Raw genomic sequence first — 25,499 nt, forward strand, 5'->3', positions numbered from 1 at the left:
GGTGTGGCGGACGAGCGAGCGCTGCCGGCCGATCGGAGTGATCGCGGCCCGCACCGGGAGGGGCCGCTGGTCGTTTCGGGCGTACTTCGGCGCGCCGCTCGCCGGAGGTTCGCGCAAGCTGAGCCTGGGCCGGGCAGCCGCCGGCTCCTCCGTCCGGACCGGTCCGGACCCCGACCGACCGCCGCATTGACCGCCGCACCGACGGGAGCACAGCATGACCGGCACCCCCCGCCCCTCCGACGACACCGCGGGGCTGCCACCCCTGCCGGGCTGCGCCGAGGACGCAGCCGCCGCGCTGAAGCGGATGTTCGTGGACCTCACCCAGGGCGCCCGGATGGCACGTGGCCAGGACCCCGTCAAACGGCCGGTGTTCCTCAAACCGCACGGCGTCGCCCGCGGCACGCTCACGGTCGCCGACGACCTGCCGGCGGAGTTGCGCGTCGGCTTCCTGGAAGCCGCCCGCACGCGGCCCGGCGGCCTGACCGCCTGGGTGCGGTTCTCCAGCGACACCGTGCCCGGCAGCTCCGACCTGAAGACCACGCTCGGCGTCGGCATCAAGCTGTTCGGCGTCCCCGGCCCGAAGCTTCTGGAGGCCGACACCGAGGCCGACACCCAGGACCTGCTGCTGCAGAACCACGACGTCTTCTTCGTGGACACCGCCCAGGACATGTGCGAGTTCACCAAGGCCGGTGTCGTGGACGGCAGTTACGATCCGTACCTGGAGGCCCACCCGGTCGCCCGGGAGATCCTCGACGCGATGGCGAAGTTCGAGGAGAGCACGCTCACCGCCGACTACTGGGGCGTGCTCCCCTACGCCTTCGGACCGGACCGCTACGTCAAGTACAAGCTGGTGCCCGCCGGTTGTGAGCCCGGCGATCCGAAGGCGACGCCGCCCGACGAGGACCCGGCCTACCTCGGCACCGACCTGTCCTACCGGCTGGCGGCCGGTCCGGCGGCCTTCGACCTGCTGCTCCAGTTCCGCACCGATGACGAGCGGATGCCGCTGGACCGGGCGACCGTGCGCTGGGAGGAGTCCGAGAGCTCCCCCGTGAAGGTGGCCCGGCTGACCCTCCAGCAGCAGGACGTCACCGCCCGGGGCCAGGCCGCGTACGGCGAGAACCTCGCCCTCAACCCTTGGCACAGCCTCGCCGAGCACCGCCCGGTGGGCAGCATCGCCGAGGTGCGCCGGACGGTGTATCAAGCCTCCGCCGAGCAGCGCCGCGATGTGAACGGCGTCCCGGCGGCAGAGCCCGGCCCGGCCCGGCCGTACCTCACCCCGCCGCCCGCTCGCGACACCCGGATCGTCCGGGCCGCCGTACACCCGGCCATCGGCGTGGCCCGGGTCGGCGACAGCACGATGGACGACTTCGTCCTCGCCCCCGAGGTCGACGACCCGGCCCCGCTGCCCGCAGGGAGCTACAAGGACGTCACCGGCGCCCTGAAGCGCCAAGGCGTCCGGTTCCGGGTCTACGGCTACAACGCCGCCGGCGAACCGGTCGCCGAACTGACCGCCGACAACGCCGACTTGCGCTGGACCGTGCACGTCGCCAACTCGAAGGCGGCCTGGTACCAGTTCCAGATCGCCCTCGACATCCCCGAAGCGGAGAAGGCCGACGCCAGCAACCTGCGCAATCCCAAGATTCCGGCCGACCAGCGCAGCCTCCTGGTCATCGATCCCGGCCGCCGCTCGATCCGCGGCCGCAACCGCTCCGGCGGGCCCGAGTACCGCTTCGACACCGGCACCTTCATGGACAAGCCCGTCTACCTCGGGGAGCTGCGCACCGACGACAGCGGCCGGCTGATCTTCCTCGGCGGCCACGGAGTCTCCGCCTCGGCGACCGGCGACCCTGCCGGCACCTTCGCCAACAACGACGGCTGGTACGACGACACCTCCGACGGCCCGGTCACCGCCGAGGTGAGCATCGACGGGCGGCCGATCCCGGTCGACCCGGGCTGGGTGGTCACCGCGCCGCCCAATTACGCGCCCGAACTCAGCTCGGTACGCACGATGTACGACCTGGTGCGCGGCTCCTTCTTCAGCGCCGGGCTGCTCGAAGAACCACGGCACGTCTCCTTCACCCGCGACGTGCTGCCCGTACTGCGCCGGCTGTCCGGCCTCCAGTGGGTCAACAAAGGCCTGGCCACCCAGTTCGGGTTCGGCGGACGCGAGTACCTCCTCGACCCCGACCGGCTCACCGCACTCGCCGACCCCTCGCCCGTCCACCGGGAACTGCGCAGGCAGGTCTGGCTTTCCGTCCGTGACTACGACCGCGACGGCATGTCGCCGGTGCCTTGGCCGGCCGTCTACGGCGACGCGATGAACCTGCCGCCGCAGTCCGTACGGCAGCACATGACGCTCTCCCCACTGCAGTCCCGCCTCCTCCAGCGCTGGGCCAATGGGGACTTCGACGCGGACTACGACCCGCACGCCGTACCGCCCGCCACCCTCCACGACGTCCCGTTCGCCGAGCGGCCCGCGACCCTCGACCGGGCTGCTCTGTCCTTCTGCCTCGCCGACGCCTTCCACCCCGGCTGCGAGCTGACCTGGCCCATGCGCCACACCACGCTGTACAGCAGCCCGTTCCGGATCCGGCACCGCGCCGAAGACGCGCCTCCCCCGCCGTACTACGGCCAGACGCTGACCCCGCAAACCGCGCTGTCCCCCGACGGGCCGCTGCACGCCCAAGGCCCGGGCGACCTGACCCGGTGGATGGCCGTGCCCTGGCAGACCGACACGGCGAGCTGCCGATCGGGCTACGAGTACAGCTTCTCCCTCGGCCTCGGCCCGTACGACCCGTACCTGCCGACCTTCTGGCCGGCCCGGGTACCCAACCACGTGCTCGCCGAGGAGGACTACGCCGTCGTGGTCGACACCGACCGGCCGATCGCCGACCGCCTGGCCGCGTTCGAGAACCGGCGGACCTGGTTGCGCTGGCTGCCCCGCGACTACATCGCCGCCATCAACGCGATGGTGCAGGACTTCGGCAAGCTCGGCGTGGTGGAGCGCCGCCCCGGTCCCCCCGACGATCCCCGTTTCCCGAGGGAACTGCTGGTGGAGTCCGAGGTCGGTTTTCCGCCTGCGCCCGCCCCTCCGGCCGGGCGCAACCTGGTCACCGTGCACGTGGACCGCGGCGCCGACCCGGTTCTGGGCGCGGCTGCCCTGGCCACCGCGGTCACCATGGCGAACGCTCCGGACGAGGAGGTCTCGGCTGGGTTCATCGACAAGGTCAAGCGCTTCCGGTCGGGCCGGTGACGGCTCACCGCCCGGTGTCCGAGGGCCCGTCCGGACCCGTCGATGTCCTCGTGGCGGGAGGCGGTCCGGCGGGCGCCGTGGCCGCGCTCGTCGTGGCCCGGGCCGGTCGCCGCGTCGAGCTCCTGGACGACGGCGGTCGGGGCCGGGGGCACCGTGGCGCGGCCGCGAGCGGGCTCGCGGCCGGGACCGGGACCGGGGAGGTCAAGATCGGGGAGTTCCTGCCGCCCGCCGCCCGGCCACTGCTCGGCGAACTCGGACTGCTGGACGGTTTCCTGGCCGCCGGCCACCCGATCTCCACCGGCACCTACGCCGCTTGGGGATCGACGGCGCTGTTCGGCCGCAGCCACCTGTTCGACCCGTACGGGCACGGCTGGCACCTCGACCGGCTGCGCTTCGACGCCTTCCTGCGCGAGGCCGCCATCGCGGCGGGCGCCCGTCTGCGGCGGGCCACCGTACTGGACCAGCGCGGCGACCGCCTGATCGTCCGTGAGCAAACCACCGGCGCCGTGACCGAACTGTCCGCCCGCTGGACGGTCGACGCGACGGGCCGGAGCTGCATGATCGGCCGCCGCCACGGCCACCGCCGGCGGCAGGACCGGCTAGTCGCCGCGTACGTCGTATTTCCCTCCCGTCCCACGGGCGATCCGGCGGACGCCGAGGCCCGCACCGTCGTGGAGGCCGCGGCGCACGGCTGGTGGTACACCACCCGGATCCCGGCCGGGCGCCTGGTCGCCCACCTGACCGACGCCGACATCGCCGACCCGTCCCTGCGCACCCCGCACGGTTTCTGGCACGCACTCAGCCGAACCGTCCACGTCCGCCGGCGCCTGGCCGGGCACGGTCCGGCCGCGACGCCCGTACCCCGCTGGGCCCCCGCCCACGGCCTGCGGCTCGCCCCGGCAGCCGGGCCCGGCTGGGTGGCGGCCGGCGACGCCGCCCTCGCCTTCGACCCGCTCTCCTCGCAGGGCATCCTCATGGCGCTGCACACCGGCGCCCGCGCCGGGCAGGCGGTGACCAGCTGCCTCGCCGACGAGGGGTGCACCACCGCCGCGCTCGCCGACTACACAGGGTTCCTGGACGGGATCGCGGCGGCGTACCAGCGGAATCACGCGAACGCGTACGACCAGGAGCGACGTTGGCCCCGGAGCCCCTTCTGGCGCCGTCGCCGGCCAGGCGGAACACCTCTGTCCGGCATAGCCTGAAGAGGGCCGGAACGCTCGCCCAAGGGGTCAGCCATGACTGCTCAAGCGCTCGCCGCACTGGACGCCATGGAGGTAACCCAGGCCATACAGGACCTCCAGCAAAGCGTCACCCTGATCGCCGGCAAGACGACCGTGATCCGCGTCTATGTGAACGGCGCGAGCGGCCCCGTCACCGGCGTGAGCGGCACCCTGACAGTGCTCCGCACACTCAACGGCCCCCGGGTCACCGTCACCTCGCTCGTTCCAGCGCCTTGCGGGCAGCGAGGTAGCCTGCGATCTTGAACGCCCGTTCGTGGGAGCCGAACGCATCGGCGCGGGCGCGCCGCAGCACCACCCGAGTGGCGATCACAATTCCGTGCTCGGGCAGGCTCAGTTGCTCCTCGATCCCCGCGGCGGCAGCCGCGAAGAAGCGTGGCAGGGCCTCGGTGGGTTCGTAGTCCACCGTCAGTTCTCGCGCCACGTCGAAGGCGAAGCCCTCAGCTGCGGGCTCTTCGTGGCGCGGTTGAAGACCTTCTCCGAGAAGACCCGCGTCAGCTCCGGCCTCGGCGAGGGAGTCGAGTCGAGGCGCGGGCGTACCCGAGGAAGACATGCCCGACCGATTCGGCGCCGGCCCTCACGGGCCGGCACCTATGAAACACCGACAGCGGCTCTGCTCGCGGTCCGCCGCGTTCCAATCCCCGGAGCATCACGCTCGATGGCACCCCGCCCTCGGGCGGCCAGGTGGGCCACCCGAGGCGTTCATCTGGCCACCAGGGCTGCGCCCAGCGGCGTGTGCTCGTAGCAGACCGTCCGGCCGGTGCGAGTGCGGGTGACGAGGCCGGCGTCGCGCAGCACCGCCAGGTGGCTGCCGACGGTACCGAGGCTGAGGCCGAGTTGGGCGACCAGCTGCGTCGTCGTTGCGGGCACGTCCAGCGCGCGCAGCACGTCCGCGCGCCGCGGGCCGACCAGTCGGTCCAGGGACTCGCCGCCCGGTGTACGCGGCACTGGGCCGAGCAGGTCCGCGATGCCCCGGGCGGGATAGACCAGGGCGTAGGGCCACGGCGGCTCGACGTAGCTGATCAGAGTGCCGAACACCGTCGGCATCAGCAGCAGGCCCTTGCCGGCCAGCCGGTGCCGGTCCCCTTGGGTACGCGAGCCCGTGCGCACCTCGATGGTCCCGGCCTGCCCCTCGGAGCGCCAGCTCACCCGGGGGTCGAGATCGGACAGCGCTGCTGCCCAGCCGTACATCGCGAGGTGCCCGGCGCGGCGGACGAGGTCGCGCTCCAGTACAGCCCGCAGCCGCGGCCAGTCCGGCTCGACCAGCGCCTGCCAGCTCGCTTCGAGTGCGTCGGCGAGCCGGGTGACCACGTCCGGCCCGTCGAGGATGCGCTGCACGTAGCGTGGCGGGGTCCGCATTCCCGCCAGGTTGCGAGCCAGTTCGAGGCGGGCACGGCGCAGCGGCGTGGCGCGCACGGCGGCCAGCTCGGCGGCGAAATCGCCACCGGGGCCCGACGGCGGCGGATGGATGAAGTCGGCGTTGTAGGCGCCGCGGCGGAACAGCGTCGTCAGCGCCCTGACTGCGGGCACCTGCCGGCGCAGCCGCTCGTACCGGGGTGCGATGCGCTCGGCCCACGGCCGGAGCGGGCCTGCGGCCTGCGCGCCGGCTGCGACGCGGAGCGCCTGCATCGCCTCGCCCAGCGGCGAGATCGCGTAGCGGGTACGCGCCACGTCGACGGGTCCCACCTCGATGGCCAGCATGTTTTGCCTCCACACGAAAGCATAGTCACCGTGGCCGGGCTGCCGTGATGCTGTCGGCCATGACCACCACGCCCGTCGCGGCACGCCCGGCCACCTACCGCGAGGTATTCGCTGTGGGCCAGTTCCGCGTGCTGTTCGGCAGCTACACGCTCTACCTGATCGGCGAGACGGTGCGGATGCTCGCACTGTCAGTGATCGTCTACGCGGCAACCGGGTCGCCGCTGATGTCGGCGCTGGCGTATGCGGCAGGCTTCCTGCCCTATGCCCTGGGCGGCACGCTGCTGCTGGCTTTCGCCGACCGCTGGCCCCCGCGCACCGTCATGATCGGCTACGAGGTGCTGCGCACCGCGGTCAGCGTCGTGCTCGCCGCCGGTCTGCTTCCGGTACCGGCCATGCTGGTCCTCGTGTTCGTCACCGGCTTGCCCAGCGCCGTCGCCTCCGCTTCGCGCACCGCCCTTCTGCCCGACCTGCTGGACGGCGACCGCTACGTGCTCGGCCGTGCCGTCTTCTCCATGGCGGCCGGCGGCACGCAGGTGCTCGGCTTCGCCGCCGGCGGCATGCTGATCGCCGCTGTCGGCGCGCCAGGTGCGCTCTGGATCACCGCCGCAACCTGCCTCACCTCGGCAGGCCTGCTGCGACTGCGCCTGGCCGACCACCCACGCCGCCGCACCGGCGCCTCGGTCGGCATCAGGGAGACCTGGCAGGTGAACCGGGCGCTGCTGGGCCGGCCTGCGGTCCGGGTGCTGCTGCTGGCGCACTGGCTGGCACCGGCGCTGATGGTCGGCGCCGAGGGCGTGCTGGTCCCGTACGCGGCGCAGGTCGGCGCGCCTGACGCGGCCGGTCTGCTGTTCGCAGCGGTTGCCGCAGGGATGTTCGCCGGCAACCTGGTCGTCGGCCGCCTGGTGCGCCCTGCGGGCCGGGAGCGGCTGGCCCGCCCCCTGGCGCTTGCGCTCGGGTTGCCGCTGCTGGGGTTCGTGCTGCGCCCCGCACCGGGATACGCCTCCGTCCTGCTGACGGTGTCCGGTTTCGGCGTCGCCTACCAGCTCGCCCTGGCCCGCAGGTTCCTCGACGCGGTGCCCGAGACGCAGCGTGGTCAGGCGTTCGGCCTGCTGCTGACCGGAACGATGACGCTGCAGGGCCTGGCCGCTGCAACCGGGGGCGCGCTGGGCGAAGTCGCGGCCCCGGCGCTGGTCGTCACGCTGGCCGGCGCGGCCTCGGCCATCGCCGCCCTGATGTCCTGGCGAACGCTGTCGCCCACGTTCTGAAATGCAGGCCCACCGCGCCGGGGTCGCACTTGAGCGCGGTCAGTCGGGAGGTGCCTGCCTCGTTGTCTTCGGCCACCACGGACCGCCGGGCCGGGCCCGGGCCGAGAAGGGGGAACCAGCCTTCCAGCTCGATGAACTTCAGCAACAGGCTGAAACCGAGCCGGGTCGCCCCGCTCTTGTTCGCTACCAGGTTCCAGTCGCCGTCCACCGGCGTCCAGTTCGCCAACAGCAACTCCGCGACCCTCTTGCCGCACGCCCGCCCCTGCGGCCTCGATCACTCGATCAGACCAACGACGGCGCCCCAGACCGGGAAACCGGACTCGTCCCGCTACCCACGACCGACTTTGCGGCTGGTGTCCGAGCCAGGACATCAGGGCCCTCACCGTCCGCCAGACGGCCGCGTCCCTGGCGAAGTGGGCTACTTCTGCCGGTAGTTCTGCATGGTCCACGCCCCCGCGCCCGTGATCCACTCTCCAGTGGCAGGGGGACGCCGGTTCTTCCCCCACCCCGCCCAGGCCCCCGACGCATTGACCGGTGCGCACCAACAGGAGTCCGAGCCATGACGTCGCATCGACGCCCCAAGCAGCCGAACCGCACACGTGTGACCGTGTTGACCACGGCAGCCGCCGCTGCCGTCGCCCTGAGCGCGAACGCCGCCGACGCCACGCCCCGTCAGAGGCTCGGCAAGGACGAGGTCGAAGCGAAGGTCGCCAAGCTCTACGAGCAGGCGGAGCAGGCCACGGAGAAGTACAACGGGGCCAACGAGAAACAGCAGAAGCTGCAGAAGGAGATCTCCGCCGTCCAGGACAGCGTCGCCCGCGGCCAGCAGGAACTGAACACGCTGCGCGACGCCCTGGGCGCACTGGCCACCACCCAGTACCGCTCAGGAGGCATCGACCCCTCGGTACAGCTCCTCCTCTCGTCGGACCCGGACCATTTCCTCGCCAGGGCGTCCACACTCGACCAGTTGGGCAGCCGGCAGGCCGACGCCCTGAGGAAGATCCAGGGCAGACAGCGGCAACTCGCCCAGGAGCGCGCCGAGGCCACCGAGAAGCTCAAGGCCCTCGCCACCACCCGCACCGAACTGGGCAACAGGAAGAGGGAGGTCCAGGGCAAGCTCGCCGAGGCACAGAAGCTGCTCAACACCCTGACCGCGAAGGAGAGGTCGGCCCTCGCCGCCGAGCAGCGGCGCGCCGACCGCTCTTCCGCCGAACGGGTTGGCATCGGCCGCCAGACCCCCGCGTCCGGCCGGGCCGCCGCCGCCTTCTCCGCCGCCCGGAGCCAGATCGGGAAGCCCTACGTCCGTGGCGCCACCGGCCCCTCCTCGTACGACTGCTCGGGCCTGACCTCCTGGGCCTACGCCCAGGCCGACGTCTCCATACCGCGCACCTCCGAGGCCCAGTCGGGCATCGGGACCCGCCTGACACGAAGCCAACTCCAGGTCGGCGACCTGGTCTTCTTCTTCAACGACCTGCACCACGTGGGCCTGTACGCGGGCAACGGTCAGATCCTGCACGCACCGCGCACCGGCACGGTCGTGCGGTACGAGTCGATGGACACCATCGGCGGCCCGTTCATGTTCGGCGTCCGCGTCTGACCCGACGGGCCACCGGCCGAGTTGGCGAGCACTCGGCGAGAAGCGGTGTTCCAGTCCCAGACCGTGGCCCACAGACGTTCGTGCCCAGACGACGGCCTCGGCTACCCGTCAAGGTCTGAGCAGCAGGCGACTCGTCTCGAGTACAACCTCGCTGTCCGGGGCGCCAACTGTCATGACAGCAACCATTTCACGGGCGAACGCGCTGTCGTGCCACGAGGCGCCGTCGGTCCTCTATGCCGACATCCCGCTTCGCGGACACGGCAGTGCCGTCATTGCTCACTGCCGACGGAGCCTCCGACCCGATCGGGAGACGGAACCGAGCGGGCGGACGCGGACGTCGAGGCCACCATGAAGAGTCACCCGGGCGGCATCGACCTCGTGAGCGATCCGTGGATCACCGCGGTTCCGTTCAAGGACCGCGCAGACAGTTGTGGCCGCGGTCCACACAGTGACTGGGCCCGCGCGGCAGTGGGCGTGGCGGAGCGTCTTCGCGTCGCCGGGGCCTCCGCCGTCCACGGGCGCGCGGAGCGGGAAGGGGCGGCATGACGGGCAGCAGTCCGGTGATCGGTTCGGACAATCGCCGGGCCGGCACTTCCGTCGTGGCCGAGGGCCTGCGGATCACAAGCCGCCACCGGCGTCCCGTGTTCGGCTCCGCTTTCCTGGCCGGCGCGGCGGCGCTGCTCGTCGGCGGCGGAATCGTGGCAGGCGCCTTCGCCGCGTCGTGGGGCCTTTTCCTGGAAGCCGGAAGAGCCGCAGAGGGCTCCATCGACTACGAGGAGTCCTACGTCGCGTACAGCGACCAATGGGACGGCCTCGTCAAGGTCGCGTTCTGCGTGTACCCGCTCCTGCTCCTTCTCGCGATGGTCTTGACCGCCTGGCTGCTCACCGCCCAGGCCGTGATCGTCGGCCACGCGCGGGAACGCACGGCGGCGGGCACGGACTCGCGCGGTGCGCCCGGCGCGCTCACCCTCCGCGCCCTGTGGCGCCGCTGCCGTCCGCACTTGGGCGCCGCCTTCCGCGTCCAGTTGCTCACCCTGGTGTGCGCCCTCCTTCCGGGGCTGACGGGCCTGCTCGTCCTGGCCGTCGTCGACATGGGGATGGTGCCCGGGGTCGTGTGGCCCACCTACCACGATCCCGCGACCTTGCAGTTCATCCTGGTGGGCCGGATGCTGCCCGTCGTGATCTGGGCGCTCGGGCTCGTCCTCCTCTCCCGTTTCGCACCGGCCACCGCGATACGGGTGACGGACAACTCGTCGGCGACGGCCGCGATGCGCCGTTCCTGGACGCTGACCCGCACGGCGCGTCTCCACACCGCCGCGATCCATCTGCTGAGCACGGCCGCGGTCGCCGGCGCCTTCACGGTGCTGAGATGGCTCGGGACGTACGTGGCGCACTGGGCGGGGCTGCTCATGCTGGCCACCACCGGGGGCAACGTGTGGGTCACCGGCGTCCTCGTCATCATCACCCCGACCGCGGTGGCGCTCGTGCTGCTGCCCCTGGTGCTCGCGCCGATGGGCGTCGTATTCGCGTGCCTGCGCGAGTGGCTCGGCGGCCGCGCGGGAAGAGCTCTGGTGGTCGGCGTCAACGCCGACTAGCTGTCACCGGAAGGCCGCAGAAGCGGCCGTCACCGACTCGTGACGAGAAGCGTGTCACCGGGGCCTGCGGCGCGGGCCACGGACGAGAAGCGGAACGGCCAGGAGGAACAACGCTCCTTCCACGGCCAGACTGACCAGTCCAAGCGGCTCGGTCCAGTTGCCGACGTCGTCCCTGTAGTGGGGCAGGCCCGGTCCCCGGGAAAGGACGTAGCCCAGCAGGGGTCCGGCGGCGACCCCCGCTGCCAGCAGCCATCCCGCACGGACACGTCCGGCCAGGAGCAGCACCGCAGCGACCACACCGGCGATCTCGAGGACGTGGTAGGCGATGCCGATGTAGTAGGGGTCCCTGGTGACGGTGAAGCCGCCTTGGTCGATGACATGGATACCGGCCACCACCAGGCACAGCAGCGCTCCCGCCCACCTGGCCGGCCAGCCGGCCCCTGCTTCCTGTCGCACAGGGTCGGCCGAGGACGGAACCGCGCTTTCGCTCATGGACCCACCTCTACGCCTCGGGCCGTCACGCCGCCCGTCGAACTGCTGCGGACGGGTGACCTGGGGCCAGGCCGACCGAGACGGACGGCAACGGTGGAACGGGGCGGGTGCGAGGTGGCGAGTGTGTCCGGCGCACCGGGGACGAGCACCGGACACACTGCTCGGATCGTGCCGGTCAGCGGCGGAGGAACTCGATCAAATCCTTGTTGAAGCGGTCCTTGTCGCCGGGGACCATGGCGATGCCGTGGGAGCCGCCCTCGTACACCTTGAGTTCGGCGTCGGTGATGATCTCGGCGGACTTGCGGCCGGTGGCGTCGATGGGGACGACCTGGTCGTCGTCGCCGTGGACGACGAGGGTGGGGATGTCGAACTTCTTCAGGTCGTCGGTGAAGTCGGTGTAGGCGAAGGCGTCCACGCAGCGCACGCCGCCCTCGATGGTCTGCGCCATGGCCATGTACCAGAAGGCGTCCTTGTTGCCCTGCGTGGCCTTGCTGCCGGGACGGTTGGCGGAGAAGAAGCCCTCCGCGGTGTCCTTCCAGAACTGTGAGCGCTCGTTGAGGATGCCGTTCTTGATCGAGTCGAACACCTCGGCCGGTACGCCTTCGGGGTTGTTCTTGGACTTCGCCATGATGGGCGGGACCGCGGACAGCAGCACGGCCGAGTGCAGGCGCCTGGTGCCGTGACGGCCGATGTAGCGGGCGAGTTCGCCGCCGCCCATGGAGTGGGCGACAAGGGTGACGTCGGTGAGATCGAGGTCGTTGATCAGGTCGTTGAGGTCGTCGGCGAAGGTGTCGAAGTCGTAGCCGTCCCAGACGGGGGTGGAGCGTCCGTGGCCGCGACGGTCGTGGGCGATACCCCTAAAGCCGGCGTCGGTGACCGCTTTGAGCTGGTCCTGCCAGGCGTCGCCGTTGAGCGGCCAGCCGTGGATGAACACGACCGGGCGTCCGCTGCCCCAGTCCTTGTAGAAGATCTCGACTCCGTCGCGGGTGGCGCACACCGGCATGATCAGGTCCTCTCGGCGATGGATTCGGGGACGCCCCCGAAGGAGGCGCGGGCCGGCCAGTGCCACGCGTCGCCGGCCGGCGAGGGCACACGACGGCGTCCGCGAGCGCCTGCGACTTCGGCCTCCCTGCCACTATCCGAGCCTGGCACACGGGCGGCAAACCGGGCATTGCGGGCGCGCCGGTCGAAACACGTTGATCAACCGGTGCTGAGAGTGCGGTTGCGGGGTATGCGGGCGGGGCAAGGACGGCGCTTCGGAAGTGAGGCGAACCCCATGGATCCGCATGGGCAGAATGACGGGCCCCAGCCGCTGGCGGAACGGGCGATATCGGTGTCTGCCGAGTTCGAGGGCGACGAGGGCATCGCGGCGGCTCGTGCTCTGGCTCGGTCGTTTCTGGCAGACCTCCGGACCCGGCACGGAATGACTGTGTCCGCCAGTGCGGAGGGCATGGTGCAGCTGGTCGTGAGCGAGCTGGTGACCAACGCCCGCAAGTACGCGCCGGGCCCGTGCCTGCTGTCCCTGGAGATCCGGGATGGGGCGGTCCAGGTGTCCGTATGGGACAGCGAGCCGAGTCTGCCCGTCGCCCGGACGACCGACCCGGGCCGGGTGGGCCAGCACGGACTGGAGATCGTCGTGGCGGTCTGCCGCAGTTTCGAGATGCACCGGGAGCCGGTGGGCAAGCGGATCACGGCGACCGTGATGCCGGCCGACGACGCGGTCGGCGACGAGGGCAGCGATGACATCCGCCGTTGATCAGGCCGCCGGGCCCAGGGAGCAGTCGGGCAGCCCCGACCGGGCACCGGACAAGAAGGGGCTTTCCCCGCGAGGCGGGGAGCAGCGACGGCCCGCAACGCCGACGCCCGCCCGTCCACTTCCACGCGGGCGGGGGCTAGCCCTCCAGCAGACCCATGGGGCGTGGATCGAGGAACGGGCCGCTCTCGTCAGGCCCCGGCACCGCCGTCGACCGGCAGGATCGCGCCGGTCACGTAGGAGGCGCGGTCACTGAGCAGCCACGCGGCCGCCTCGGCGATCTGCCGGGGCTCGGCCATGTGACCGAGCGGAATCGTCGCGGTCATCTGCTCGATGATCCCGGGAGTCGCCGCCTCCCAGGAGTCGATCATGTCCGTGGAAGTGCCACCCGGGGTGATGCCGTTGACCCGGATACGGTCACCGGCCCAGTTCACCGCGGCGGTCTCGGTGAGGCTGTTGAGCGCGCGCTTCATGGCGCCATAGGCGGGCAGCGCGGGGTTCGCGCGCCGGCTGCCGATGCTCGAGGTGTTGACGATCGCCCCGCCGCCGCCCTGCCGCATGAGCGCGGCCTCGGCGGTCATCGCGGTCCAGTGAGCACGGAAGTTGACGGCGAACTGCTCGTCGATGTCCTCGTCGCTGGTGGTCTCGACCGGGCCGAACCGTCGCTGTGGAACAGCACCGTTGTTGAAGGCACCGTCCAGCCGTCCATGCAGCTTTTCGACGTGGTCGACCGCCGCGTGGATGCTCACCCGCTCGGCGAGGTCCATGGCGACGGCGTCGGCGACGCCGCCGTCGACTCGGATCTCGCGCACGATCGCCTCCAGGGCGTCGACACTGCGGGCGGCGAGCACGACGGCGGCACCCTCGGAGGCGAAGAGCCGAGCCGCGGCGGCCCCGATGCCCCGGCTGGCGCCGGTGATGAACACGACCTTTCCGGTCAGCAGGCCGACGGGTGCGTTGTCAGTGGTGTTCGTGTGGTTCGTCATGGCACACAGCATCCTGTCGGCCGCCTGCCGGATACAGGCACAACCTGTACCAGGATCCACCGCCGGCGGCACGTACACCGTGACGGGGGCGACTTGTGAGCCGTCGACGCCGAACGAGGATCCTGAGAGACCTGAGGTCCGGCGCACGTCGATCGGCGCACTGCTCGCCCCGCCGGGCCCGGACGGATTGCCGCCCGGGCCCGGCCGTTGGGCCGCGGTGGTGGTGCGCCGCGGTCAGTACAGGTGGATGTAGCCGTGGCAGGTGTCGAAGGGGGTGTGGATGGTGACCTTCACGTAGGGGTGCCGGCGCTTGGCGACGGCGACGTCCTTGGTCTGCGAGTCGTGAACCGTGGGGAAGCCGCGCTCCTCCATCCAGAGCTTCTGGATGGTGGTCCGGCCGCCGTCGGCCCGCCAGATAGCGGAGGCGGTCATGAACTTCAGGCCGATCTCGTCCTTGAGGTACGTCTCACGGAGCATGGTGCGGTTGTTGTCGTAGTCGCGGTACCACACCTTCACACGTCCGCCGCCGCAGCTGAACGACTTGTACTTGTTGACGGTCTTGACGGACTTGACGGCCTTGGCGGACTTGAAGGTCTCGGCGGTCTTCGGGGCGGTTGAGGCGTGCGCGGGTGCCGGGTTGTCGAGGGCCTGGGCGGCCGGTCCGCTGATGGCCGCGATTGCGCACAGCGCGGAGCCGAGGGCGAGCGCGGCGCGCTTGGTGGTGTTCATGGTGACGGTTTCCTTCCGTACGGGTGGCGGATGTCCGGCCGGGTCCCCCGCGGTGCCGCCGGGGTACGGCCTCGGCACCGAGTCCACCCCCGGCGGCATTGAATGGCAGGCCCGTTTCACCAGCCGGATCAATGCCCTCGCGCGGCGGAACCGGGGACCCGCGGTTGCCGTCCCATACCTGGGGCCGCCGCACGGGGGCAGCCGAGTTCACGGGACGTCAACGGGAGGCGGGGCACGTGGCGGGACGACCCGAAAGGCCGCTGGATCCCGCCGAGGGCCCGTTACAGCGCCTTGCGTTCGACCTGCGCAAGCTCCGTACGGACGCGGGGAGCCCGACGTACCGGCGGATGGCCGCCCGTACCGGAGCCGGGGCCAGCACCCTGTCGCAGGCGGCCGCCGGCGAGCGGCTGCCCACGCTTGCCACGGTGCTGGCCTACGCGCAGGCGTGCGGCGGGGACCCGGCCGAGTGGGAGCGGCGCTGGCGGCAGGCGGCCCGTGAGGTGGTGGAGGAACCCCGTCCGAGCCAGGACGACATCGACGCGCCCTACCGGGGGTTGCGTCGGTTCGAGCCCGAGGACGCCGCCGTGTTCTTCGGCAGGGGTGCGCTGACCGCGCAGCTCGCGGCGAAGGTCCGCGAGCACCGGCTGGTCGCCGTGGTGGGCGCGTCGGGCAGCGGCAAGTCCTCGCTGTTGCGCGCCGGCCTCGTCCCCGCCCTCCGGGATGCGGGGCCGTCCGGGCCGCGCCCCGCGGCGATCCGTATCCTCACTCCGGGCCACCGCCCTGCCGAGCGCGCCGACTTGCTCGAACCGGCCGCCGGAGACGGCGAAACCCTGGTCGTGGTCGACCAGTTCGAGGAGTTGTTCACCCTCGGCGCCGAGCACGGTGAGCGGAGCGCGTTCCTGGACCGGTTGGTGGGGGCCTGCGCGCCCGGCGGCCGGCTGCGGGCGGTGATCGCGGTGCGGGCGGACTTCTTCGGCCGCTGCGCCGAACATCCCGCGCTGGCGCACGCACTGCGTGAAGCCACACTGCTGGTGGGCCCGATGTCACCCGCGGAGCTGCGCGAGGCCGTCGTCAGGCCCGCGTCGGCGGCCGGGCTGGTGGTCGAGCGGGAGCTGACCGCCAGGATCGTCGCCGAGGCCGAGGGCCGGCCCGGCAGCCTCCCGCTGGTCTCGCACGCCCTGCTGGAGACCTGGCGGCGCCGCCGCAGCCGCACGCTGACCCTGGAGATGTACGAGGCCGCGGGCGGCGTCGAGCAGGCCGTCACCCGGAGCGCCGAGGAGCTGTACCGCCGTCTCACACCGGACGAGGCCGCGGCCGCCCGACGCGTCCTGCTGCGCCTGGTGGCCCCCGGCGACGGCACGCCCGACACCCGCCGCCCGGTACCCCGGGCCGAACTCGACACCGGCCGGCCGGCGGACCGCCGGGTACGCGAACTCCTGGCCGGGGCCCGTCTGCTCACCTTGGACGGCGACGTCGTCGACCTCGCGCACGAGGTACTCGTCACCGCGTGGCCCCGCTACCGCGCCTGGATCGACGAGAGCCGTGAACGGCTGCGCACGCACCGCCGGCTGACCGAGGCCGCCCGCGGCTGGCACGACCTGGGCCGTGACCCCGGTGCCCTCTACCGCGGCATCCGCCTGGCCACGGCCGAGGAAGCCTTCGCCGGCCCCGAGCGGCAGGCCGACCTCAGCCCCGTGGAACGGTCGTTCCTCGACGCCTCCCTCGCCGTACGCGACGAGGAGCTTCGTGCCGCGGCGCGCACCGCCCGCCGGCAGCGGCTGCTGACCGCGACGCTGGCCGTGCTCCTGGTTCTGGCCACCACGGCCGGCCTGATCGCCTGGCAGCAGAGCCGAACCAGCCGGGAGCAGCAGCGCGCGGCCGAAGCGGCCCGGCGGACCGCGCTGTCCCGCCAGCTCGCTGCGCAGTCGGCCGCCCTGTCCGCCACGGATCCGGACCTGGCGGCGCTGCTCGCCGTGCACGCCTACCGCACCAGCCCCACGGCCGAGGCGACAGCCGGTCTCTACGCGGCGGCCTCCTCCCCGCTCGCGCTGCGACTGGCCGGCCACACGGGTGTGGTCGAGGCGCTGGCCTTCAGTCCCGACGGACGCACCCTGGCCACCGCGAGCGACGACCGGACCGTACGCTTGTGGGACACCGCCACCGGCCGCACCCGCGCGACGCTGACCGGACACCACGGTGCCGTGCTCTCGGTGGCCTTCAGTCCCGACGGGCGGCTGCTGGCCACCGGCGGAGCCGACCGCACGGTCCGCCTGTGGAACGCCGCCACCGGCCGCGGCCTGCGGACCTGGGCCATCGGCGAAGTGCTCACGGGCAACGGCGTCAACGACCACGAGGAAAGCTCGGTGCCGGTCGTCTTCAGCCCCGACCACCGCACCCTGGTCACCGCCGACGCCGACGGCACCGTACAGCTGCGGGACACCGCCACCGGCCGCACCCGCGCCACCTTCAACCTGCCCGCCGCTTCCTTGGCGCCGTCCGACGGCGGCCCGGCGGCATCCGGCGGTGTGAAAGTGGTGTTCAGCGCCGACGGCCGCACCGCCGATGTCCTGGACCGGCTGAACGGCACACTACGGCGATGGGACATCGCCGCCGGGCGCCCCGTCCCCGGGCCCGTCCTGTCCGGTGGCGGCATCGATGCCATCGCGCTCAGCGCGGACGGCGGCACTCTCGCCACCGGGCACGCCGACGGAGCCGTGGACCTGCGGAACAACGCCGCCGGGCGCCCGAGGGCCGCGCTCCCGGCCGCGCCCGGCCCGGACACGACGGTCACGGCCCTGGCCATCAGCCCGGACCGGCGCACCATGGCCGTCGTGCGGGACGACCACACCGCCCGCGTGGTGGACACGCCGACCGGGTGGAGCACCGCCCTTCCCGGCCGCATCGACTGGACCACGTCCGCCACCTTCGGTCCGGACGGGCGTCTGCTGGCCACCGGAAGCAACGACGGCACCGTACGCCTGTGGGACATGACTGCCGTACGGCCCCGGCTGGCGCTGCCCGACCCCGGCGGGACCTGCCCCCCGGCCTTCAGCCCGGACGGGAGTCTGCTGGCCACCGGCGGCGAGGACGGCACCGTACGCGTGAGGGACACCGTCACCGGCCGCCTGCGCGCCACCCCTGCTCGTTTCCACGGGGCCGTGACGGCACTGGCGTTCGTCGACCACGGACGCACACTGCTCATGGGCGATGAGAAAGGAACCGTACGCCGATGGGACACCACCACCGGCCGGCCACGCGCCGCCTTCACCGTGCCCGGCAACTGGGCCACGGCCTTCAGCCGCGACGGGCGCCTGATGGTCACGGTCGGTGAACCCGAGGACATCGACGACCTGACGCAGCCCCTGACGCAGCCGGTCCGGCTGTGGGACATCGCCACCGGCACACCCCGCAGGCTGTGGGAAGACCGGACAGCCCTCGACGGCATGACGGTCCTCAGCGCCGACGCGCGCCTGCTGGCCACGGACCACGGCGGCGTACGCGTGTGGGACACGGCCACCGGCCGCTTGGCCGCCGCCGTCACCGCGCCACCCGGCACCGAGTCGATGAGCTTCAGCCCGGACGGACACACCCTGGCCGGCGGCGGCGACGACGGCGCCGTGCATCTGTGGGACACGGCCACCGGCGCACCGCGGACCACGCTGAGCGGTACCAGGAAAATCGTGTCCCTCGCCTTCCGCCCCCGCGGCAGCCTCGTCGCCGCCGCCGACGACGACGGCACCGTACGCCTGTGGGACACCGCCACCGGCCAGGTACAGCGGAGCTTCACCGGTCCCGGCCGGTCCCCGTTGGTCTTCTTCAGTACCGACGGGCACACACTGGCCACCGACGACGGGAGCACGGTGTGGCTCTGGCCCGTCGCCTCCCCCGACCGGGCTGCGGCCGTCACCAAGATCTGCCACTCCCTGCACCGGGACCTCACGCCCCGGGAACGCGCCCGCTACCTCCCCCTCGCCACGTCCCGCCCCGTCTGCACCGTCTGACCTGACCGGCCCAGGGAGCGGTCCACAGCGTGGACCGTTCGCGCGTCTGCCATGCCAATCCCTCCCCATTGGCCCTGCTCCACCGGCCACTGAGCCTGAAGAATCCGCGTCAAAGGGCACTGGCCTGGGAGGTATCCCCGGGAGAGGCGGAGGGATTGGCATGGCTCAAGGTATGACCGATCGCGAGGAGCGCGAGATACAGCGACGCCACGAACAACGCATCGTGGATCCCCTGCCCGTAGGCGCGTGGCTCCGGAGCCCGCTCGCGGCCACATGGCGGCACCTCCGCCGACGGCATCCGCAAAGGGCGCGGCACCACGCGCCGCGGCGGGGCGGCAGGCCCGCATGACGGCGGGGACCGGACGAGTCGTCGTCGGGGTCAGCGGCTCGCTGGCCAGCCTCGCCGCGCTGCGGCGCGGGGTCCGGGAGGCTCGCCGCGATGGCAGGACGCTCGTGGCGGTGGTGGCGTGGGAGCCGCCGGAGGGCGAGACCCTCCACGCCAGATGGCCCGACCGCGCCTGGACCGGGATGTGGGAGGACCAGGCCCGGCTGCGGCTGTACCGCGCCTTCGACGAGGCCCTCGGCGGGCTCCCGGCGGATCTTCCTGTCACCTGTCTGGTCATCAGGAACTCCCCCGGCCCGGCCCTGTGCGCCGTCGCGTGCCGCTCCGACGACCTCCTGCTCGTCGGAGCGGCGCGCCCCAACGGCATTCGGGCACGGATCCACCGCGCCCCGGTGCGCCGGTACGTCCTGGCCACGGCGGGCTGCGCCGTGCTGACCGTGCCCGGGCCACGCCTGCTGCCGGGTGAGGCCCGGGCACTGCGTCGGGTCCCGTCCGCGGGCTTCGCGCCGGACACGGCCGGCCGCCACGAAACGGCGCCATGAGCGGGCCGGTTCGGCATGTCCGGCCGCGGGCGGACCAGGCCCACGGTGTCCGTTGGCCGTGTCCCTGGGCCGCCGCCGTACGGCGGTGTCAGGTCGCCAGGCCGTGGCGGTAGGCGTAGACGACGGCCTGGACGCGGTCGCGGAGCTGGAGTTTGCCGAGGATGCGGGAGACGAAGGTCTTGACGGTCTCCTGGCTGATGACGAGGACCGCGGCGATCTCGCTGTTGGAGAGGCCGTCCGCGATGAGGCGGAGGACTTCCAGCTCCCGGGGGGTGAGCGGAATGTCGCGGGAGGCGTTCTCCATGGGGCGGATACGGGCGGCATAGCGGCCGACGAGCCGGCGTGTCACGTCGGGGTCCAGCAGGGCCGCGCCGGTGGCCACGGTCCGGATGCCGTGGAGCAGCCGGTCCGGGGGCGCGTCCTTGAGGAGGAAGCCGCTCGCGCCGGCGCGCAGTGCCTCGTAGACGTATTCGTCCAGGTTGAACGTGGTCACCACGAGGACCTTCACGGGGTGGGGCACTCCGGCGCCGGCCAGCAGACGGGTGGCCTCCAGGCCGTCGAGGACCGGCATGCGGATGTCCATCAGGACGACGTCCGGCCGTACCTTGCGGGCGAGTTCGACTCCGGTTCGCCCGTCTCCGCACTCGCCCGCCACCTCCATGTCGGGCTGGGCGTCGATGATGGTGACCAGGCCGGTGCGGATCAGCATCTGGTCGTCGCAGACCAGGACCCGGATCGGTGCGCTCACGAGGTGCCGCCGGCGGGGATGCGTGCCCGTACGGTGAAGCCGCCGTCCGTGCTGCTGCCGGCATGGAAGTCGCCGCCCAGGACGTCGACGCGTTCGCGCAGACCGGCCAGGCCCCGTCCGCCGCCGACGGCCGCCGCGCTGGTCGAACCGGCTCCGTCCGTGCTGACCTCCACGCTGATCTCCCTGTCGCTGTGCCGCACCTGTACGGAAGTCCGGCTGCCGTGCGCGTACTTGAGGGCATTGGTCAGTGCTTCCTGCACCACCCGGTAGGCGACGAGGTCGGCGCTGCCGGTCGATGCCGGTGGTGTGCCCTGCTCGGTGAAATCCACCGGCTGTCCGGCCCGGCGGGTCTGCTCGACAAGGGTGAGGACCCTGCCGACGGCCGGTGTCCTGGGCTCCTTGGGCTCCGTCGTACCGGTGCCGGTGCCGTGGTCGGGGTTGAGCAGTTCGAGCAGGTGGCGCAGGTCGGTGATGGCGCGACGGCCGGTGTCGCTGACAGCGGTCAGGGACTGCTCCAGCCGCTCGGGTGCGGCGGTCAGGTAGCGGGCGGCCTCGGCCTGGACGACCATCGCGGTCACGTGATGGGTCACCACGTCGTGCAGCTCGCGGGCGATCCTGGTGCGTTCGGCGGTACGGGCCTGTGCCGCTGCCCGCTCGCGGCGTTCGGCCTCCGCGGCCCGAGTGGACCGCAGCCATGCCCCGGCGCCCCAGGCCAGGGCGAGCACCAGGTAGAACGTCACGAACTCCGTCGGCGTCTCGCCGCCCGAACCGAGCCGGGAAAGCGCTATGGCGAGCGGCACGTACGCCGCGGAGAGAAGGAGGGCGGTGGCGCGCCGACGGCGTTCCAGACGGGATCCCGCGCTGATCAGCACGACGGGCAGGGTGGTGCCGGCGGTCGAGTGATAGCCGCGCAGCTGGTCGAGTGCGAAGCCGCACGTCACCAGGGCGAGACAGACGGCGGGCCACCGTCGGCGCACCATCAGCGGAAGGCATTCGAGCCCCAGGGCGACGACGGCGAGCACGTCGAACGGGCGGGTCGGCAGATCCCCGACCTCCGTCCCGTGGCCGCGCAGTCCCGGCAGGAACGAAGCGACCAGGAACAGCACCGCGAGCGGAAGGTCGCGGACGGTGACGTCGAGCCGACGCCACATCCGTCCGGCCCCCTGAAGGCTCATCACCGGGCGAGTGTAGCGAGGGCGTTCACCCGCTCGGCGCGCTGCCGGGGCACGATGTGGCCGCGCCGGTGGGCCAGCCACAGGAAGGCGACCGTCAGCAACGCACCGAACAGCACCGAGTACACACTGGCCTCCGGGCCGAACTCGCCGCCCGTGATCAGCTTGGTGCCGGACGTCGAGGCGTCCAGGAGCCCGTGCGTGTCGCCGTTGCCCGAGACCTCGGTGCCGAAGATGCCGGACTCGGCGAAGTTCCAGCCGAAGTGCAGGCCGATCGGGAGCCACAGGGAGCGGGTGGCGGCATACGCGGCGGCGAGCATGCCGCCGGCCTCGATCGCGATGGCGACGCCGCCCACCAGGGTGGCGTCCTGGTTGAGCAGATGGACCGCGCCGAACACCGCACCGGAGAGCGCCAGCGCGATGTAGGTGCCGAGACCTCGCTCCACGAGCCGGAAGAGCAGGCCGCGGAACATCAGTTCCTCCGTGACGGCGGCGCCGGCCATGAAGCCGAACAGCGCGACCGCTCCGGTCAGTGAGCCGAAGCCGTGGACCTTGTAGTCCCCGAGGAGGTAGATGTTCGCGATGACGCACCCGAACATCGCGACGCCGATGGCCAGGCCCCGCAGGAGTGCCCCCCGCGCTCCCTCCCGGGCCAGCTCCGTGACCGGTCGCCGCTCGGTGCGCCCCACGACCCACCGGTAGACGAGCACAGAGAGCACGACCGTCAGGGCGGCCAGGAGGAGCGACAGCCACGGATTGCCCTGCACCGCGGTGACGCTCTGACCGCCGACCGCACCGACCGCGACCACGGCCAGGATCTGCCACACCAGCTTCACGTCGAGCTCCTTCTTCGGTTCCGCTTCCGGTTCCCTGTCCGGTCCACGGCCGGGGCGCCGCGGCTGAACCGAACGCTAGGCAAACGGCGATCGGGAATCGTCACCTCACGGTGGACACCTGCGCGTAGCTCTCACGGGGGACAGGCCGCGCGCCCAGCCCCGCAACCGGAGCGCACGGACTTCGCGCCCCGCGTCCAGTCGCACCAACAGGGCTGCGGACACAGCGAGTTGATCGACGTCCTCTACACTCGCTCCGGTCACGCACTGGCACAGACGCATGGTGATCGGGGGCTTCATGGCGTGCGCCGCAAGGCAACGACGTACGAGGCGGGGGCACGCGGTGCTGGCCGTGTGCGGCCTGCTGCTCGCGGGCTGTTCCGGCGTGGGCGACGGCGGGCACCGGGCCGGTCCGAGCGCCTCCTCCGCCGCCGCGTCCTCACCGGCCGCACAGCGCGAGACGGGTGCCGCCACCGCGCGCCTGACGGTCGACCCCGCGCGCGTCCCCACCACACCGGCCGCCGCCCTCGACCTGGTCCGCGCCGTCACCGCGGGCCCGGACGGCTACGGCCCGGGCTACGTCAAGCGTCCCCCGTACCAGAGCGACCCGGCCGACTGGCCCGTCCTGGGCGCCGACTGCGTCTGGCGGCAGGAGTCGCTGCCCGACGACGTCCTCGCCACCTTCACCCGCTACAGCCGGCTGCCCGCGGCCGGCGCGAAGGGTGAGGTCCGCACCGCCGCCACGGTCACCCTGCACCGCACCGTCGCGCAGGCGGACTGGGAGATGGCCGAGACGCTGGAGGAGGCGCTGCGCTGCCCCGACCAGCAACTGCGTACCACCGAGCGGATCATCGGCCTGAACTCGATGGGTTCCGGCTACGGCACGAACGGCAACACCTCCGCCGACGACTACCTCATCGAAATGGGCACGTACGACAACCCGGCCCTCGGCAAAGGGTCGACGTACTACATCTGGAACCAGGTCCGGCTCGGCCCGGTGACGATCGCCGTCGTCGTCGAGGGCGGCAAGGGCTTCGACCAGAGCGACCTGCTGACCGTCCAGGCACGGGCGGTGGCCGGGATGGAGACCAAGGTGCGCAGCGAACTGGGGGCTCAGAAGTGACCGACCGCTCCCTCGGCCCCTGTGACCCGTCGTTCATCGGCGGCCACCGCTTGCTCGCCCGGCTCGGCGAGGGCGGCATGGGCGTCGTCTACCTCGGCCGTACAGAGTCGGGTGCGCTGGCCGCCGTCAAGGTGATCCAGGCCGAATTCGCGCACGACGACGCCTTCCGGGCCCGTTTCCGCCGCGAGGCGGACGCGGCGCGACGCGTGGACAGCCCGTGGGTGGTCAAGGTCACCGGCGCCGACCCGGACGCCGAACAGCCGTGGCTGGCCACGGCGTTCGAGCCCGGCCCGTCCCTCGCCGACGCGGTCGGCCGGCACGGCCCGCTGCCCCTGCGGACGGTACGGCTGCTCGGCAAGATGCTGGCCCGCGCGCTCGCGGCCGTGCACGAGGCCGGTCTGGTGCACCGGGACGTCAAGCCGGGCAACATCCTGCTCGCCGCCGACGGCCCCCGCCTCATCGACTTCGGGATCGCCCGCTCCCTGGACGACACCGCGATCACTTCCGCGGACCTCGTCGTCGGCAGCCCCGGCTTCCTCTCCCCGGAGCAGGCCACGGCCGGCGGCGAGCGCCTCGGTCCTGCGAGCGACGTGTTCTCGCTGGGCTGCGTGCTGGCCTACGCGGCGACCGGCCGGCCGCCCTTCGGCAGCGGCGCCGTCGACGCCCTGCTCTACCGCGCCGTCCACGACAGCCCCGACCTCGACGGCGTGGCCGAGGAGACGGCCGCCGTCCTGCTGCGCTGTCTGGCCAAGGACCCCGCCGACCGGCCCTCCGCGGCCGAGTTGGACGCCGCGCTGGTGGAGGACGTGTCCCCGGGCACCGCCGAGTGGCTGCCCGCCGACGTCGTCCGCATGGTCGCCGAACGGTCGGCCGCGATGCTGGCCCTGCCCGAGATCCAGGCCACGCTCGCCGAGGCGCCGCCCGAGCCGGCACCGTCGCGCCGCAGGTTCCTCGCCGTCGCCTCGGGCGGTGCCGCCGTGCTCGCCGCGGGCGGCGGCGTGGCCGCCTGGGCGGCGCGGCGCCACAACGGCGGCAGCGGCAAGAAGCAGGCGGCCGCGCCCGGTTGGGCGCTCGGTGTGCAGGCCGACCTCAGCGGCGCCGGCCGGGAGGCCGGGCAGGCCCAGGAGCAGGGGGCACGGCTCGCGGTGGAGGAGTTCAACGCCCGCCGCGACAAGCCGTTCACGCTGGAGCTGAAGACCTCCGACGACGCGGGCCGGGCCGACCGTGCCGCCGCCGCGGCCCAGCGGCTCGCCGACGACCCGGACGTGCTGGCCGTGCTCGGTTCGAGTACCGACGAGACGACCCAGGCCGCGCTGCCCGTCTACGACGCGGCCCTGCTGCCCGTGATCAGCATGTCCGCCGGGCAGAACCTGTACCAGAACATCCGCTCCTTCGTACGCGGCCGCCCCCTGCACGGCACGGTCGCCATGAAACTGGCCTTCCACCTGGAGGCGACCAGCGCGGCCACCCCGGTCGGCGTCCTGCTGGACCGCACCGCGGGCGACGTGTCCTGGCAGACCGTCCAGATGGTCAACTTCATCGTCCGCAAGTACGGCGACGCCACCCACCCCCGCGTCGTCCCGGCCGGCACGACCGACTTCGGGCCCGTCCTGAAGGACATGCGCGGCGCCGGCATCAAGGCGTTCGTCTACGCCGGACCGCTGGAGGGGGCGATCCGGGCGGCCAGGGGGCTGGCCGGCTTCGAGGGGCCGAAGTACGCGGCCGAACCCGCGCTCGATCCCCGGTTCGCCGCCGAGGAGAGCGCGGCGGGCTGGACGGTCGTGGCCACGGCGATCGGGCCCGACGCGGCCCCGGTCCGCTCCTTCGCCCAGGCGTTCCGCGGGCGGTACGGCCACGCGCCCGGGTTCTGGGCCGCCGAGGGCTACGATGCGGCGAACCTGCTGATAAGCCGGCTCACCGCCACCCGGGGGGTGCGTCCGGCGCGCAAGGCACTGGTCGCCCCGCTACGGGCGGCCACGTACCGGGGTATCACCCGGGACTTCGCCTTCGACCCGAAGATGCTCCAGCTCAGCACCCCCGCGAGCTTCGTCCACCAGGTGCGCGACGGGGCCTTCCGGTACCTCGGGCCCGCCCCGGACAAGGCACCGCAGCCGAAGGGGTCGTGACG

Annotated in this window: 19 protein-coding genes; 10 read left to right on the forward strand and 9 right to left on the reverse strand. The window is 72.5% G+C overall.

Annotated elements, in window-relative coordinates; genetic code table 11:
• The first annotated feature begins 214 nt into the window (after positions 1-214).
• Together BLW85_RS01590 and BLW85_RS01595 are read left to right on the forward strand one after the other, a co-directional pair.
• Positions 215-3,253, forward strand: coding sequence for a LodA/GoxA family CTQ-dependent oxidase (locus tag BLW85_RS01590; RefSeq protein ID WP_244174786.1), 3,039 nt, complete (start codon positions 215-217; stop codon positions 3,251-3,253).
• Positions 3,250-4,455 carry a tryptophan 7-halogenase gene (locus BLW85_RS01595; RefSeq protein ID WP_074990174.1) on the forward strand — a complete coding sequence of 402 codons (1,206 nt, stop codon included), beginning with the start codon at positions 3,250-3,252 and terminating at the stop codon, positions 4,453-4,455. The genes BLW85_RS01590 and BLW85_RS01595 overlap by 4 nt, the downstream gene beginning before the upstream one ends.
• Positions 4,456-4,684: 229 nt before the next feature.
• On the opposite strand, the gene BLW85_RS01600 is transcribed toward BLW85_RS01595, so the two are convergent.
• Both BLW85_RS01600 and BLW85_RS01605 read right to left on the reverse strand, forming a co-directional pair.
• Positions 4,685-4,897, reverse strand: coding sequence for a hypothetical protein (locus BLW85_RS01600; protein WP_143060400.1), 213 nt, complete (start codon positions 4,895-4,897; stop codon positions 4,685-4,687).
• Between the two features lie 296 nt (positions 4,898-5,193).
• Positions 5,194-6,192, reverse strand: a complete 999-nt coding sequence (locus BLW85_RS01605; protein ID WP_244174787.1) for an ArsR/SmtB family transcription factor — start codon at positions 6,190-6,192, stop codon at positions 5,194-5,196.
• Between the two features lie 59 nt (positions 6,193-6,251).
• Between BLW85_RS01605 and BLW85_RS01610 the strand changes: the two genes are divergently transcribed.
• The 3 genes from BLW85_RS01610 (at position 6,252) to BLW85_RS01625 (ending at position 10,649) form a co-directional block, all read left to right on the forward strand.
• Complete coding sequence (locus tag BLW85_RS01610) at positions 6,252-7,457, forward strand: MFS transporter (protein ID WP_244174788.1); 1,206 nt, start codon at positions 6,252-6,254, stop codon at positions 7,455-7,457.
• Positions 7,458-8,016: 559 nt separating this feature from the next.
• On the forward strand, positions 8,017-9,054 hold the full coding sequence (locus BLW85_RS01620) for a C40 family peptidase (protein WP_074990177.1): 1,038 nt from the start codon (positions 8,017-8,019) through the stop codon (positions 9,052-9,054).
• 542 nt (positions 9,055-9,596) lie between these two features.
• A complete protein-coding gene (locus BLW85_RS01625) occupies positions 9,597-10,649 on the forward strand; it encodes a hypothetical protein (RefSeq protein WP_074990178.1) in 1,053 nt (350 codons plus the stop codon).
• 54 nt (positions 10,650-10,703) lie between these two features.
• Here the strand turns inward: BLW85_RS01625 and BLW85_RS01630 are convergent, their stop codons facing one another.
• Positions 10,704-11,141 carry a hypothetical protein gene (locus BLW85_RS01630; RefSeq protein WP_074990179.1) on the reverse strand — a complete coding sequence of 146 codons (438 nt, stop codon included), beginning with the start codon at positions 11,139-11,141 and terminating at the stop codon, positions 10,704-10,706.
• 175 nt (positions 11,142-11,316) lie between these two features.
• Positions 11,317-12,144 (reverse strand): alpha/beta fold hydrolase, encoded by an 828-nt coding sequence (locus BLW85_RS01635; protein WP_070029905.1) that lies wholly within the window; start codon positions 12,142-12,144, stop codon positions 11,317-11,319.
• A 426-nt stretch (positions 12,145-12,570) separates the two neighbouring features.
• Here BLW85_RS01635 and BLW85_RS01640 point away from each other — a divergent pair, with 426 nt between their 5' ends.
• The gene (locus tag BLW85_RS01640; RefSeq protein ID WP_425275323.1) at positions 12,571-12,897 is read left to right on the forward strand and encodes an ATP-binding protein; all 327 of its coding nucleotides are present in this window, start codon (positions 12,571-12,573) and stop codon (positions 12,895-12,897) included.
• Between the two features lie 188 nt (positions 12,898-13,085).
• On the opposite strand, the gene BLW85_RS01645 is transcribed toward BLW85_RS01640, so the two are convergent.
• The gene (locus tag BLW85_RS01645) at positions 13,086-13,880 is read right to left on the reverse strand and encodes an SDR family NAD(P)-dependent oxidoreductase (RefSeq protein WP_074990181.1); all 795 of its coding nucleotides are present in this window, start codon (positions 13,878-13,880) and stop codon (positions 13,086-13,088) included.
• Positions 13,881-14,114: 234 nt separating this feature from the next.
• Positions 14,115-14,609 (reverse strand): hypothetical protein, encoded by a 495-nt coding sequence (locus tag BLW85_RS01650; RefSeq protein ID WP_074990182.1) that lies wholly within the window; start codon positions 14,607-14,609, stop codon positions 14,115-14,117.
• 347 nt (positions 14,610-14,956) lie between these two features.
• Here BLW85_RS01650 and BLW85_RS01655 point away from each other — a divergent pair, with 347 nt between their 5' ends.
• Together BLW85_RS01655 and BLW85_RS01660 are read left to right on the forward strand one after the other, a co-directional pair.
• Positions 14,957-18,610 (forward strand): WD40 repeat domain-containing protein, encoded by a 3,654-nt coding sequence (locus BLW85_RS01655; protein WP_244174789.1) that lies wholly within the window; start codon positions 14,957-14,959, stop codon positions 18,608-18,610.
• Between the two features lie 345 nt (positions 18,611-18,955).
• Positions 18,956-19,495 carry a universal stress protein gene (locus tag BLW85_RS01660; protein ID WP_074990184.1) on the forward strand — a complete coding sequence of 180 codons (540 nt, stop codon included), beginning with the start codon at positions 18,956-18,958 and terminating at the stop codon, positions 19,493-19,495.
• A gap of 88 nt (positions 19,496-19,583) precedes the next feature.
• On the opposite strand, the gene BLW85_RS01665 is transcribed toward BLW85_RS01660, so the two are convergent.
• Genes BLW85_RS01665 through BLW85_RS01675 form a run of 3 tightly spaced genes read right to left on the reverse strand, consistent with a single transcriptional unit; the run spans position 19,584 to position 22,251 of the window.
• Positions 19,584-20,243 (reverse strand): response regulator, encoded by a 660-nt coding sequence (locus BLW85_RS01665; protein ID WP_070022763.1) that lies wholly within the window; start codon positions 20,241-20,243, stop codon positions 19,584-19,586.
• On the reverse strand, positions 20,240-21,418 hold the full coding sequence (locus tag BLW85_RS01670; RefSeq protein WP_074990185.1) for a sensor histidine kinase: 1,179 nt from the start codon (positions 21,416-21,418) through the stop codon (positions 20,240-20,242). Before BLW85_RS01670 ends, BLW85_RS01665 begins: the two co-directional genes overlap by 4 nt.
• A complete protein-coding gene (locus BLW85_RS01675) occupies positions 21,418-22,251 on the reverse strand; it encodes a CPBP family intramembrane glutamic endopeptidase (RefSeq protein WP_074990186.1) in 834 nt (277 codons plus the stop codon). Before BLW85_RS01675 ends, BLW85_RS01670 begins: the two co-directional genes overlap by 1 nt.
• A gap of 340 nt (positions 22,252-22,591) precedes the next feature.
• On the opposite strand from BLW85_RS01675, the gene BLW85_RS01680 reads away from it, so the two are divergent.
• A complete protein-coding gene (locus BLW85_RS01680; RefSeq protein WP_107409049.1) occupies positions 22,592-23,371 on the forward strand; it encodes a hypothetical protein in 780 nt (259 codons plus the stop codon).
• Entirely contained in the window at positions 23,368-25,497 is a 2,130-nt protein-coding gene (locus BLW85_RS01685; protein WP_074990187.1) for a bifunctional serine/threonine-protein kinase/ABC transporter substrate-binding protein, read from the forward strand. The genes BLW85_RS01680 and BLW85_RS01685 overlap by 4 nt, the downstream gene beginning before the upstream one ends.
• Positions 25,498-25,499 lie beyond the last annotated feature (2 nt).

The sequence above is a fragment of the Streptomyces misionensis genome (assembly GCF_900104815.1).
GTDB lineage: Bacteria > Actinomycetota > Actinomycetes > Streptomycetales > Streptomycetaceae > Streptomyces > Streptomyces misionensis.